Origin of the sequence: Flagellimonas flava (assembly GCF_050617915.1) — a bacterium.
GTDB lineage: Bacteria > Bacteroidota > Bacteroidia > Flavobacteriales > Flavobacteriaceae > Flagellimonas > Flagellimonas flava_A.
This window is the reverse complement of sequence record NZ_JBODQE010000004.1, coordinates 51,671-65,974: the sequence shown is the minus strand read 5'-3', so window position 1 is coordinate 65,974 and position 14,304 is coordinate 51,671. Positions and strand designations below refer to the sequence as shown.

The 14,304-nt window shown below is 43.8% G+C and carries 10 protein-coding genes; 9 read left to right on the top strand and 1 reads right to left on the bottom strand.

What is annotated here, in order from left to right; translation table 11 throughout:
• Positions 1-79 precede the first annotated feature (79 nt).
• From rimP to infB, 3 genes are read left to right on the top strand one after another with little or no spacing between them, the layout of a single operon-like run.
• Positions 80-541 (top strand): ribosome assembly cofactor RimP, encoded by a 462-nt coding sequence (rimP, locus tag ACRHOZ_RS11560; RefSeq protein ID WP_431125768.1) that lies wholly within the window; start codon positions 80-82, stop codon positions 539-541.
• 13 nt (positions 542-554) lie between these two features.
• Positions 555-1,787: a transcription termination factor NusA gene (gene nusA, locus ACRHOZ_RS11555; protein ID WP_422350187.1), complete on the top strand. Its 1,233-nt coding sequence runs from the start codon at positions 555-557 to the stop codon at positions 1,785-1,787.
• A gap of 43 nt (positions 1,788-1,830) precedes the next feature.
• A complete protein-coding gene (gene infB / locus ACRHOZ_RS11550; protein ID WP_431125766.1) occupies positions 1,831-4,518 on the top strand; it encodes a translation initiation factor IF-2 in 2,688 nt (895 codons plus the stop codon).
• Between the two features lie 463 nt (positions 4,519-4,981).
• Here the strand turns inward: infB and ACRHOZ_RS11545 are convergent, their stop codons facing one another.
• Positions 4,982-5,353: an SPOR domain-containing protein gene (locus ACRHOZ_RS11545; RefSeq protein ID WP_420402136.1), complete on the bottom strand. Its 372-nt coding sequence runs from the start codon at positions 5,351-5,353 to the stop codon at positions 4,982-4,984.
• A gap of 235 nt (positions 5,354-5,588) precedes the next feature.
• On the opposite strand from ACRHOZ_RS11545, the gene ACRHOZ_RS11540 reads away from it, so the two are divergent.
• From ACRHOZ_RS11540 to ACRHOZ_RS11515, 6 genes are read left to right on the top strand one after another with little or no spacing between them, the layout of a single operon-like run.
• Complete coding sequence (locus ACRHOZ_RS11540) at positions 5,589-6,929, top strand: cytochrome c3 family protein (protein WP_431125763.1); 1,341 nt, start codon at positions 5,589-5,591, stop codon at positions 6,927-6,929.
• A gap of 32 nt (positions 6,930-6,961) precedes the next feature.
• The gene (locus ACRHOZ_RS11535) at positions 6,962-10,084 is read left to right on the top strand and encodes a TAT-variant-translocated molybdopterin oxidoreductase (RefSeq protein ID WP_431125762.1); all 3,123 of its coding nucleotides are present in this window, start codon (positions 6,962-6,964) and stop codon (positions 10,082-10,084) included.
• A gap of 32 nt (positions 10,085-10,116) precedes the next feature.
• Positions 10,117-11,841 (top strand): NrfD/PsrC family molybdoenzyme membrane anchor subunit, encoded by a 1,725-nt coding sequence (gene nrfD / locus ACRHOZ_RS11530; protein ID WP_431125759.1) that lies wholly within the window; start codon positions 10,117-10,119, stop codon positions 11,839-11,841.
• 2 nt (positions 11,842-11,843) lie between these two features.
• A complete protein-coding gene (locus ACRHOZ_RS11525) occupies positions 11,844-12,371 on the top strand; it encodes a DUF3341 domain-containing protein (RefSeq protein ID WP_420402140.1) in 528 nt (175 codons plus the stop codon).
• Positions 12,372-12,375: 4 nt separating this feature from the next.
• Positions 12,376-12,945 (top strand): c-type cytochrome, encoded by a 570-nt coding sequence (locus tag ACRHOZ_RS11520; RefSeq protein WP_431125757.1) that lies wholly within the window; start codon positions 12,376-12,378, stop codon positions 12,943-12,945.
• A 15-nt stretch (positions 12,946-12,960) separates the two neighbouring features.
• Positions 12,961-14,301, top strand: a complete 1,341-nt coding sequence (locus ACRHOZ_RS11515) for a quinol:cytochrome C oxidoreductase (protein ID WP_431125755.1) — start codon at positions 12,961-12,963, stop codon at positions 14,299-14,301.
• The last annotated feature ends 3 nt before the right edge of the window (positions 14,302-14,304 follow it).

The window sequence follows — 14,304 nt, the reverse complement described above, 5'->3', positions numbered from 1 at the left end:
ATCATATCTTTGCACCACTGAACGGATATAATTGTATTCATGAGGGGACTTCGAGTCCCCTCTTTTATTACTTGATTTTATGTTGAGGGAAAAAGTGGAACAGCTATTGGGCAAGGCTTTGGAAGAACGGCCTTCCTTGTTTTTGATAGATTTCACGATAGGAAGTGACAATACAATCCGTGTGGTGTTGGATGGTGACCAGGGTGTCAATCTTCAGGATTGTATGGACGTTAGCAGGGCCATAGAGCACAACCTGGATCGGGAAGAAGAGGATTTTTCTTTGGAGGTAACCTCTGCAGGAGCCACTTCCCCACTTCAATTACCACGTCAGTTCAGAAAAAATGTGGGAAGAAAATTAAAGGTCAGGACCAGCGACCACGAATGGGAAGGTACGCTAACCCAGGCCAATGATGATCATATTACCCTGGAGTGGAAGGCTAGAGAGCCCAAACCCGTGGGTAAGGGAAAAGTTACGGTTCAGAAGAAAGAGGTGATTGCCTTTTCTGATATCCATCAAGCAAAAGTTATTTTAAAATTTTAATCGTAATTCAAAAATGGAAAACCTAGCGCTCATCGAATCCTTTTCGGAATTTAAGGACGATAAGTTTATAGATAGGGTAACCCTTATGGCAATTTTGGAAGATGTTTTCCGAAATGCCCTGAAGAAGAAATTTGGTTCTGACGAGAACTTCGATATCATTATCAACCCTGACAAAGGGGATTTGGAGATTTGGAGAAACCGTATAGTTGTGGAAGACGGAGAGGTGGAAGAACCCAATGAGGAAATATCGCTTTCCGAAGCGAGAAAAATTGAACCCGATTTTGAGGTGGGTGAAGATGTTTCGGAAGAAGTGAAGCTAATGGATTTGGGAAGAAGAGCCATCTTGGCCTTGCGCCAAAACCTGATTTCCAAGATTCATGAGCACGATAATACCACCATCTACAAGCAGTTTAAAGACTTGGAAGGTGAGATTTACACCGCGGAGGTGCATCACATTCGCCATAAAGCCATCATCTTGTTGGATGATGAAGGTAATGAGATTATCCTGCCAAAGGAAAAGCAAATTCCTTCGGATTTCTTCCGAAAAGGGGATAATGTAAGAGGAGTGATTGAAAGTGTGGAGCTCAAAGGGAACAAGCCCGCCATTATCATGTCCAGAACTTCCCCTGTATTCCTGGAGCAATTGTTCTTCCAGGAGATACCTGAGGTGTTTGACGGCTTGATCACCATTAAAAAGGCCGTACGTATTCCTGGAGAAAAAGCTAAGGTTGCGGTGGACTCTTATGATGATAGAATTGACCCTGTTGGGGCTTGTGTGGGGATGAAAGGTTCAAGAATCCATGGAATTGTCCGTGAATTGGGCAATGAAAATATTGACGTGATCAACTGGACCAACAATTCCCAATTGATGGTGACAAGGGCATTGAGTCCAGCTAGGGTTTCATCCGTTAAGTTGAACGACGAGAAGAAAACGGCCCAGGTTTATTTGAAGCCTGAAGAAGTTTCCAAGGCAATTGGTAGAGGAGGGCACAATATACGTTTGGCTGGTCAATTAACTGGTTATGAGATTGATGTATTCCGTGAAGGTGTCGAGGAAGATGTAGAGTTGACCGAATTCTCAGATGAAATTGAAGGTTGGGTGATCGAGGAGTTCAAGAAAATTGGATTGGATACAGCCCGAAGCGTTTTGGAACAAGACGTAGCCGATTTGATCAAACGTACAGATTTGGAAGAGGAAACGGTTGTTGAAGTGGTACGAATTCTTAAGGAGGAATTTGAAGATTAAACTATATATTAGCAGCAAATTTAAGGGCTAGGAAAAACAATTTATGGCAGGAAACCCAACAATAAGGCTTAATAAAGTTCTAAGGGAGTTGAACATTTCACTGGATAGGGCCGTGGAATATCTTGCGTCCGCAGGACACGAGGTAGAAGCACGTCCCACTACCAAGATTACAGATGAGGTGTATCAAGTGCTGTTGGATGAATTCCAAACGGATAAGAGCAAAAAAGTTGCTTCCAAAGAAGTAGGTGAGGAGAAAAGGAAGGAGAAGGAAGCGCTCAGAATCCAAATGGAGCAGGAGCAGGAAGAAAGAAGACTTGCCAGGGAACGAAGAAATGCCGATCAGGTCATTAAGGCCAAAGCGGAACTTTCGGGACCTAAAACTGTTGGGAAGATAGATTTGGACAACAAGCCCGTGGCGCCCAAGGAAGAGGAGAAGCCTGTTGTTGAAGAACAACCCAAGGTTGAGGTGGAGAAAAAAGCTGCCGAGCCCAAGGTTGAGGAAGCGGCCGAACCGGTAGAGGCCAAAAAAGAGGAGGCCGAGCAACCCAAGGAGCCAGAGGCCATTCAAACCCAATACAAAAAGCTTTCAGGGCCCAAAATCACTGGGGATAAAATTGACTTGTCCCAATTCAACAAGCCTAAGAAAAAGAAAGAGGAGGCCAAGGCCAAAACTGGAGATGCTGCCGATTCAAGCGCAGACAGAAAGAAAAGGCGTAAACGAATAGTAAGCAAGAACAACCCGCAATCTGGAAACGGTCGTCCAAACCAAAGAGGTAACAACGGTCCGGGTAGAAGGGGGCAACGTTCGTCGGTTCCTAAAGTTGAGCCAACGGAAGAAGAAGTACAAAAACAGGTACGGGAGACCCTTGAAAAACTTCAAGGCAAATCCAGCAAAGGAAAAGGAGCAAAGTATAGAAGGGAGAAAAGAGATCAGCATCGTCAGCAGACAGAGAAAGATCTGGAACAACAAGAACTGGAAAGCAAGATTCTTAAGGTAACAGAATTTGTTACCGTGAATGAAGTTGCTACCATGATGAATGTGTCCACTACCCAAATTATATCTGCCTGTATGTCCTTGGGGATCATGGTAACCATGAACCAGCGTTTGGATGCGGAAACACTTTCCATAGTTGCTGAGGAATTTGGCTTTGAGGTGGAGTTTGTCACAGCGGAAATTGAAGAAGCCATTGAAGAGGAGGTGGATGCTCCGGAAGACTTGCATCCAAGAGCTCCGATCGTTACAGTAATGGGTCACGTGGATCACGGTAAAACCTCTTTGCTGGATTACATCAGGGAAGAAAATGTAATTGCTGGTGAAAGTGGTGGAATTACCCAGCACATTGGTGCTTATGGTGTAACCTTGGAAGGGGGACAAAAGATAACTTTCTTGGATACTCCAGGTCACGAAGCCTTTACGGCCATGCGTGCTAGGGGTGCCCAGGTAACGGATATAGCCATTATCGTAGTTGCTGCCGATGACGATATTATGCCACAAACCAAGGAAGCGATAAGTCATGCCCAGGCGGCCAATGTTCCCATTGTTTTCGCCATAAACAAGATTGATAGGCCTACGGCCAATCCAGATAAAATTAAGGAAGGACTTGCAGCCATGAACCTTTTGGTGGAAGATTGGGGAGGAAAAATCCAATCCCATGATATTTCGGCCAAAACAGGTCAAGGGGTAAATGAGTTGTTGGAGAAGGTATTGTTGGAAGCGGAATTGCTTGAACTTAAGGCCAACCCAGAAAAATTGGCCTCTGGAACTGTGGTTGAAGCATTCTTGGATAAAGGTCGAGGTTATGTGTCCACCATTTTGGTGCAGGCAGGAACCTTGGAGATTGGAGATTATGTTTTGGCAGGAACCTGTAGTGGTAAAGTAAAGGCCATGCAGGATGAACGAGGAAAGAATATCAAAAAAGCCGGGCCGGCAACCCCTATTTCCATTTTGGGATTGGATGGAGCACCCCAGGCAGGAGATAAATTCAATGTATTGCAGGATGAACGTGAAGCGAAGCAAATCGCGACCAAGCGTTCCCAATTGCAACGCGAGCAATCCGTTAGGACACAGCGACATATTACCTTGGATGAGATTGGAAGACGAATCGCTCTGGGCGATTTCCAAGAATTGAACATTATCCTGAAAGGGGATGTGGACGGTTCGGTGGAAGCCTTGACGGACTCCTTCCAGAAATTGTCTACGGATGAGATTCAGGTGAATATTATCCATAAAGGTGTAGGAGCCATTACAGAATCCGATGTGTTGTTGGCCAGTGCTTCGGACGCCATTATCATCGGGTTTAACGTTAGACCAATGGGCAATGCCCGTGCAGTTGCAGATAAGGAGGAAATCGATATCAGAATGTACTCAATTATCTACGACGCCATCAATGATTTGAAGGATGCCATGGAAGGTATGTTGTCTCCGGAAATGAAGGAGGAGATTACCGGAAATGCAGAAATCAGGGAGACCTTCAAGATTTCCAAGATTGGAACCATTGCAGGTTGTATGGTGACCACTGGTAAGGTCTTTAGAAATTCCCAAATTCGTTTGATCAGGGATGGGGTGGTCATCTTTACAGGTGAGTTGGCATCACTCAAACGATTCAAGGATGATGTTAAGGAGGTGTCCAAAGGATACGATTGTGGTCTTCAGATCAAAAACTACAATGATATTAAGGAAGGGGATATTGTGGAAGCCTTCCAAGAGGTCGCAGTAAAGAAGAAACTGTAATTTCGAAAATAATCACACTCCCGCTTCGGCGGGATTTTTTTTGTTTTAATGCTTGGTGTTTGGTGTTTGGTGTTTGGTGTTTGGTGCTTGGTGCTTGGTGCTTGGTGCTTGGTGCTTGGTGCTTGGTGTTTGGTGTTTGGTGTTTGGGGCTTGGTGTTTGGGGCTTGGTGTTTGGGGCTTGGTGTGTTGGAGGAATTAAAAATTGAAAATTGAAAATGAAAAATTGATTAAGGTAAGTTGGGATTTGGAATTTAGAGCTTGGTACTGGTAATTTAGAACTTGGAATCTTTAAGTCTTGTGTCTTTGGTCTTTAGTCTTGATTCCTGAGTTTTGAACTTGAACTTGAATTTTGAGCTTGAACTTACTTAATCTGCCCAGCGAGATGGAATTTGGCGCTTGTGATTTGGAATTTTATAGCCTCAGTGCGAGTCTTGAGTCTTGAACTTGAATTTTGAGCTTGAACTTACCTAGAATTGCTCTCAGGTTTAAGTAACATCGCATCCGGGTACTTTTTCCGAACTTCCAGATATTTACGCTCGGCTTCCAATTTGGTTTTAAACTTTCCCAAACGAACACGATAGGTTGGGGATTCAAACTCAATTTTGGAGTACCACCCCGGAAAATCAATATCTATTTTTGACTTTAGGTTTTGTGCCTTTTGATAGCTTCCAAAGCCCACTTGTATTTGATAATAATCGGCTTTGGAATTTACTTGGGCGTAAAGTTTCATCAATTCGTCAATCCTTGGATCCTGATCAATCACAACCTGTCCTTCTTGAGCAGATAGGTTATAAGTCAAACCAATCAAAATCAGTGCTAAAGCATAAGTTTTCATGTTATTTTCAAGCTTATCGGATTCGTCCTTGTACAAATGTAATTTTTTAGGGATTATTCCATCTACTTTCAACTTATTTAGAATAGTTATAAATTAGATATTATAGATCCCTTAACATTTTGAAAAATGACCTTATTCCGTACTTTTGTCTGCGATTTTAGGCCACCCAAATGCTATTGTTCTCAGTATCAATTGGAATAATCGTGCCAAAGATTTCGATAGAAATTCTGTTAGTATGAAAAAGGTTTTATACCGCCATCTATTTTCAAAAGTTTTAGGTTTCTCTCTCCTACTTTTTTCCGTTTCATTTTATGCGCAAGAGGAAGCTTCCGCTGATGCCGCAGCTGGAGGTGATCCCGTTAAGGGAAAGCAGCTGTTCAATCAGAATTGTGCAGCCTGTCATGCCCTTGATCGTAAAATGACTGGGCCGGCTTTGGCCAATGTGGAAAGTAGGCTGTCCGAAGATGAGGGTTTGGACAAGGAGTGGCTTTACACGTGGATTAAGAACAGTCCGGGAATGATCAAAGCCGGAGATGCATACGCCAATAAGATTTATGCAGAGTACAATCAGGCGGCGATGACCGCTTTCCCTACCCTGTCCAATCAAGATATTGATGATATTTTGGCCTATACCGCAGCTCCCCCGCCTGCTCCTGCAGTACCAGCGGCTACTGCTGCGGCAACTGGAACTGGGGAATCTGAAGGAGGTATTTCCAATGAAATGATTCTTGGGGCATTGGCCCTGGTCTTTGGTCTATTGGTGGTTATGTTGATCTTGGTAAACAATACCTTGAGAAGAATCGCTGAGGCCAATGGGGTTGATTTGGAAAAAGACAAAGCTGAAAAGGGACTTCCTATTTGGAAAGCCTTCGTGAAAAACCAGTTCTTGGTTTTGGTCAGCGCTATTTTCTTGTTGTTGGCCAGTGGGTATTTCGCTTACGGGTGGATGATGCAGGTTGGTGTTGATCAAGGATATGCGCCTGTTCAGCCTATTCACTATTCCCATAAAATTCACGCAGGAGACAACAAAATTGAATGTAAGTATTGTCACTCATCAGCTAGGGTTTCCAAAACTTCGGGAATTCCTTCCTTAAATGTATGTATGAACTGTCACAAATCCATTTATGAGTACAAAGGTAATCCAGAAGGGCCTAGTGCAGAGGATTTGGCAAACGGTTATACCAATGAGTTCTATACTGGCGAAATCAAGAAATTATACAAGGCCGTAGGATGGGACGAGGAAGAGCAAAGATATACGGGGGACAGTCAGCCAGTGGAATGGGTTAGAATTCATAACCTTCCTGACTTTGCCTATTTCAATCACTCCCAGCACGTTTCCGTTGCAGGTATTGAGTGTCAGACCTGCCACGGTCCGGTAGAGGAAATGGAAATAATGGAGCAGTATGCGCCATTAACTATGGGTTGGTGTGTCAACTGTCACAGGGAAACCAACGTAAAAATGGAAGGCAATGAGTACTATGCTGCCATCCATGCTGAGCTTTCCAAAAAGTATGGCGTTGAGGAATTGACCGCTGCAATGATGGGTGGTTTGGAATGTGGTAAGTGTCACTATTAAGAATTAAAAGAAGATAATCTCAGATATATCGTATGGCATCAAACAAAAAATATTGGAAGAGCGAAGCGGAGCTAAATCCGAACGATTCCATTGTTGAGACGCTAAGACAAAACGAATTCATGGAACAAATCCCCGTGGATGAGTTTTTGGGCGACAAAGAAAATCTGTCGGCCACAACCACCAACAGAAGGGACTTCTTGAAATATGTTGGTTTCAGTACGGCGGCAGCTACTGTTGCAGCCTGTGAGGGGCCTGTGCATAAATCCATTCCTTATGTAGTGCAGCCGGACAATATTGTTCCCGGTGTTGCCAACTACTACGCAACCACCATTGCGGATGGATTTGATTTTGCCAGTATTTTGGTCAAAACCCGTGAAGGGCGACCTATCAAGATTGAGAACAATACAGATGCCAAGGTAAATGGAAGTACCAATGCCAGAGTGCAAGCTTCTGTTCTATCCTTATATGATAGCAAGAGAGTTCAAGGGCCATCCCAAGGTGGGGAGCCTATTGAATGGAAGATATTGGATGCCAATGTAAAGGCTAAATTGGGTAACCTTAAAGGTTCCAACAGACAAATTGTTTTGTTGACGCAAACCTATGCAAGTCCATCCACAGATAAATTAATTGCCGAGTTCAAGGCGGAGTATGGTGACAATGTAAACCATGTGGTTTATGATGCCATTTCTGAGGATGCTGCCCTAAATGCATTCAACGCTGCTTACGGAGAGCGTGCCTTGGCAGATTACAATTTTGAAAAAGCGGACTTGATTGTTTCCTTCGGCGCTGACTTTTTGGGAGATTGGCAAGGTGGTGGATACGACAGTGGATACGCCAAAGGTCGTGTGCCAAATCACGGTAAAATGTCCAAGCATGTACAGTTGGAGGCCAATATGTCCTTGACCGGTGCCAATGCGGACAAGCGTTACCCAATGACACCGACGCAACAAAAAATAGCCTTGGCCAAACTGTATAGTAAGTTAAACGGTAGCAACTTGGGTGGAGGTACATCGGATGTGGATGCTGCTGTGGAAAGTGTTGCTGCGCAGATCAAAAAAGCTGGAAGCAAGGCCGTTGTGGTAACAGGATTGAATGATATTCATGCCCAAACAGTGGTGTTGGCCATCAATAAGTTGTTGGCCAGTGAGGCTTTTGATGCGGAAAACCCAAGATATGTTCGTCAAGGGGATTCGGCCAAAGTAAACAAGTTGGTCACTGATATGAATGCCGGTCGTGTTGGAATTTTGATTATGGACGGGGTAAACCCAGCCTATTCTTTGCCAAACGCTGCAGAGTTCATTGAAGGTCTTGGAAAAGTGGATGTTTCGGTTAGTTTTTCATTCAATAATGATGAAACCGCACAGTCCTCCCAATTCGTTGCAGCTGCTTCCCATTACCTGGAGTCTTGGGGTGATGCCGAGTTCAAAAAAGGACAATACAGCTTAACCCAGCCCGCCATTCGTGAACTTTTTGATACACGTCAGTTCCAAACTTCTTTGTTGAACTGGTTGGGTAAGGATCAAACTTACTACGAGTATATAAAAGAAAATTGGAATACTTCACTATTGCAAGGTGGAGATTGGAATCAGGCACTTCAAGATGGTGTTTTTGTTCCTACAGCGGCAGAAGAAGAGACCGTTGCTGAAAGTGTTGCCGAAAGTACTGATGGAGATGAGGCGGAAAGCATTGCTCCAATATCTGCGGCAGTAAATTCTTTGGTAAACAGTACCAGTTCTGGAACGGAGCTAGTGTTGTACTCCAAAGTTGGAATGGGGGATGGTAAACAGGCCAACAACCCATGGTTGCAGGAATTCCCAGACCCTGTTTCCCGAGTTTCTTGGGACAACTATGTTACGGTATCCAAAGCGGATGCTGAAAATTTGGGTCTTGAAAACTACAATGTGGCTGATGGTGGATTGAACGGTAGTTATGTAAACCTTACTGTAGATGGTGCAGTGCTAAATAATGTTCCTGTGATCATTCAGCCAGGACAGGCGCCAGGTACCGTGGGGCTTTCCTTTGGGTACGGTCGTGAAGCTGGAATGAAAGCTGAAATGGCCACTGGTGTAAACGCCTATGCTTTGTACAAGAACTTCTCCGATGTTCAGTCCGTGAGCTTGGAAAAAGCTTCAGGGGATCATGAGTTTGCTTGTGTTCAGTTGCATAAAACGCTGATGGGAAGAGGGGATATCATCAAGGAGACTACCTTGGAGATTTTCAATACCAAAGACCATCACGAGTGGAACCCAATGCCGCATGTAAGCTTAAACCACCAGGAAATTCCGGTTACTTCTCCGGATGCTGATTTGTGGGAAGAGTTTGATCGTTCCATCGGACATCACTTTAACCTATCCATCGACCTGAACGCATGTACGGGTTGTGGGGCATGTGTAATTGCGTGTCATGCAGAGAACAACGTTCCTGTAGTGGGTAAAGAAGAGATAAGACGTTCCAGGGATATGCACTGGTTGCGTATAGATAGATATTATTCTTCAGAAGAGACCTTTGAGCAGGATAATGAAAAGAAAGAGGGTCTAGAAGGCTTGTTTGGTGATCAAGGAACCTTGGGTGGATTGGGACAGATGGAAGATGCCTCTGCAAATCCTCAGGTTGCATTCCAGCCGGTAATGTGCCAGCACTGTAACCATGCACCTTGTGAAACTGTTTGTCCAGTAGCTGCTACCTCGCACGGTAGACAAGGGCAAAACCAAATGGCTTATAACCGTTGTGTGGGTACTAGATATTGTGCCAACAACTGTCCTTATAAAGTTCGTCGATTCAACTGGTTCTTGTACTATGACAATGACGAGTTTGATTTCAACATGAACAATGACCTTGGGAAGATGGTCATTAACCCTGATGTTAATGTACGTTCCAGAGGGGTTATGGAAAAATGTTCCATGTGTATCCAAATGACCCAAAAAACCATTTTGGATGCCAAAAGGGATGGTCGTGAGATTAAGGATGGGGAATTCCAAACGGCATGTTCAGCTGCTTGTAGCAGTGGAGCCATGGTATTTGGAGACATTAACGATGAGCACAGCAAGATTGCCGAATTGAAGGAGGATGATAGAATGTACCACTTGTTGGAGCATGTAGGGACCAAACCCAACGTGTTCTATCATGTTAAGGTAAGAAATACCAACGAGGCTTAATAAATAATAAAGAAGTAACTAGAAGATAAATTATGGCGTCGCATTACGAAGCACCTATTCGAAAGCCCTTAGTACTTGGAGATAAAGGATACCATGATGTTACCGTGGATATTGCCGCTCCAGTGGAGGGAAAAGCCAATAAGCAGTGGTGGATTGTATTTTCCATTGCCTTGGTTGCATTACTTTGGGGTATAGGATGTATTATTTACACCATTTCCACAGGTATCGGGGTATGGGGTCTGAACAAGACCGTAAACTGGGCCTGGGATATTACAAATTTCGTTTGGTGGGTAGGTATTGGTCACGCAGGAACCCTGATTTCTGCGGTATTGCTGTTGTTTAGGCAGAAATGGAGAATGGCGATCAACCGTTCTGCAGAAGCAATGACCATATTCTCTGTTATCCAGGCCGGGTTGTTCCCAATTATTCACATGGGACGTCCATGGTTGGCCTATTGGGTATTGCCTATTCCAAACCAATTTGGTTCGTTGTGGGTAAACTTTAATTCGCCCTTGCTTTGGGACGTATTTGCAATCTCTACCTATTTATCGGTATCCTTGGTGTTCTGGTGGACAGGTCTTTTACCTGACTTTGCGATGATCAGGGATAGGGCCATTAAGCCATTCCAAAAGAAAATATACAGCCTGTTAAGCTTCGGTTGGACGGGTAGGGCAAAAGATTGGCAACGATTTGAGGAAGTTTCCTTGGTATTGGCAGGATTGGCCACACCACTTGTACTTTCGGTACACACTATTGTATCCTTTGACTTTGCCACCTCGGTAATTCCTGGATGGCACACCACCATCTTCCCACCTTACTTTGTTGCGGGAGCTATTTTCTCAGGATTCGCCATGGTAAACACCCTCTTGATCATCATGCGTAAAGTATGCAACCTAGAGGCTTATATTACCGTTCAGCATATAGAATTGATGAACATTGTGATCATGATCACGGGATCCATTGTGGGTTGTGCCTATATCACGGAGTTGTTCATTGCCTGGTATTCAGGAGTAGAGTACGAACAGTATGCATTCCTAAACAGGGCTACAGGGCCTTACTGGTGGGCATACTGGTCTATGATGACCTGTAACGTGTTCTCGCCGCAGTTCATGTGGTTCAAGAAATTACGTACCAGCATCATGTTCTCATTCTTTATTTCCATTGTGGTAAACATAGGAATGTGGTTTGAGCGTTTTGTGATCATTGTAACCTCATTGCACAGAGATTACTTACCTTCTTCTTGGACAATGTTCTCACCAACTTTTGTGGATGTTGGAATCTTTATTGGAACCATCGGATTCTTCTTCGTATTGTTCCTATTGTATTCCAGAACGTTCCCTGTAATTGCGCAAGCAGAGGTGAAATCCATATTGAAATCTTCAGGAGAACGATTCAAGAATCTTCGTGAAGCTGGAAAGCCGCTATATGAAAAACCTTCAAAAGGAGGTAAAGTGGAAAAAGCAGCCGCAACAGAGGCAAAACCTGAGGCGGATGAGAAACAAGTAGCATCCTTATTGGGAGCTATCGGAACCTTTGATGCCGAAACAGATCAGGCAGACGATTTGAAAAAAGTTAAGGGGATTGGACCTCAAATGGAGGAAACCTTGAACCAAATCGGGATTTATACCTTCGCTCAGGTAAGTAAAATGACCGAGAAAGAATATGATTTGTTGGATTCGATCACAGGCTCGTTCCCAGGTAGGGCACAGCGCGATGATTGGGCTGGACAAGCTAAAAAATTAAACGATAAAAAGTAGTTATGGCTTCAAAAGTTATACAAGCACTTTATAATGATGACGATGTGTTGATGCAAGCTGTCAAAAAGGTGAGGGCGGAACATCATCATATTGAGGAAGTGTATACCCCTTTTCCTGTACACGGTCTGGACAAGGCCATGGGACTTGCGGATACACGGATTGCAATCACATCTTTTATGTACGGATGTTTGGGTCTTGCGGTGGCCATTACCATGATGAATTATATCATGATAGATGATTGGCCTCAGGATATTGGTGGTAAGCCTAGCTTTAGCTACTTGGAAAACATGCCGGCCTTCGTGCCCATCATGTTTGAGATGACCGTTTTCTTTGCCGCTCACTTGATGGTGATCACATTTTACCTTAGAAGTAGAATGTGGCCTTTTAAGAAAGCTGAAAATCCGGATGTAAGAACAACTGACGACCATTTTTTGATGGAAATCGGGCTACATGATAACGAAGATGAGTTGACCGCCTTGTTGTGGGATACTGGAGCTGTGGAACTAAAAGTTACAGAAAAGGAGTCGTAATAATATGAAGCATTTAGGTAAAATAGGTGTTGTTTTAGTTTTGGTTCTGTCCATGGCTTCGTGCGCGGATAAGAATAGCCCAAACTACCAGTATATGCCAAACATGTACGAACCGGTTGGGTATGAAACCTATCAAGGAGTGGATAATGGTTTGTTCCCTCAAGGAACAGAAGCCCTTCTTCCACCGGAAAATACGATTTCTAGAGGTTATATGCCCTATAAGTTTGAGAACACCTTGGAAGGAAAGGATTTGGCCAGATTGGAGCCAAGCCCGTTGGATTCACTTCAAAGTGAGGCCAATTTGGCAAAGGGAAAGGAATTGTACGATATCTATTGTGCCATTTGTCACGGACCAAAAGGAAAAGGACAGGGTACTTTGGTGAAGCGTGAAAAAATATTGGGTGTGCCCAGCTATGATGATGTGGCCCGTAATATAACCGTGGGAAGTACCTATCATACCATATATTATGGTTTGAACTCCATGGGTTCATATGCCGCTCAACTTGCCAATGAGGAAGAAATGTGGCAAGTGTCCGAGTACGTGATGAAGTTAAAGGAAGACCTAACAAAATAATTGGATAAGTATACTATGTACACGTTTTCAAACAGACTTAAAATAGGATCTTTCATTGCCATGGCAGTAGGACTGATTTTTTTAGTGATCGGTTTTACCTCTGCCCCAAGCACTGTGGAAGAAGCTAAGGCAATTGTGGCATCTGCCCATCACGATGATCATGGTGGTGGTCATGCCGAGGCAGCAGAAGTTGCGCATGGTGAAGCAGCTGGCCACGGACAGGAAGCTGCACATGAAGAAGGTCATGATGCATCCCATGATGAGCATTTGCTGCACCAATTGCAAAACAGACCTTGGTCCGCATTATATGTAGCCGCATTCTTTTTCTTTATGATTGCCCTTGGGGTTTTGGCGTTCTATGCCATTCAGAGAGCTTCGCAGGCGGGATGGTCCCCACTATTGTTTAGAGTGATGGAAGGGATAACCGCATACCTGGTTCCAGGTGGTATTATCGTATTTGTGATTTTGGTACTTTCCGTATTGCACATGAACCATATGTTTGTGTGGATGGATGCGGATGTTGTGGCCCATGATAAACTTTTGCAAGGCAAGGCAGGTTACCTTAACCCAACGTTCTTTTTGGTAAGAGCTGCCATTTTCTTGGGAGGTTGGATCTTCTACAGGGAGATTTCCAGAAAACTTTCCTTGGCCCAGGATGAATCTGATGACAATACCAACTTTGTAAAGAATTTTAGATGGTCTGCTGGTTTCTTGGTATTCTACTTGGTTACGGAGTCCATGATGTCATGGGACTGGATCATGAGTTTGGATCCACACTGGTTTAGCACGCTGTTTGGCTGGTACGTATTTGCCAGTATGTTTGTTTCCGGTATCACGGTTATAGCTATTGTAAGCATCTACTTGAAGTCCAAAGGCTATTTGGAAAACGTGAACGACAGCCATATTCATGATTTGGCCAAGTTTATGTTCGCCATTAGCATTTTCTGGACCTACCTTTGGTTCTCGCAGTTCATGTTGATTTGGTATGCGAACATTCCAGAAGAAGTAACCTACTACATAGCAAGATTCCAGGATTACAAATTACCTTTCTTTACCATGCTGGTTATGAATTTCGTATTCCCGTTATTGGTATTGATGAATAGTGATTACAAGAGAATAAACTGGTTTGTGATTATGGCTGGTATTGTGGTGTTGTTTGGTCACTATTTAGATGTGTACAACATGGTAATGCCGGCAACAGTGGGTGATCAATGGCATTTTGGAATTCCTGAAATTGGTGGAATACTGTTCTTTGGTGGATTGTTTGTTTTCTGGGTGTTCAACACCTTGACCAAGCATCCTTTACAGCCCAAGCGAAATCCATTTGTTGAGGAAAGTAGACAATTTCATTATTAATAC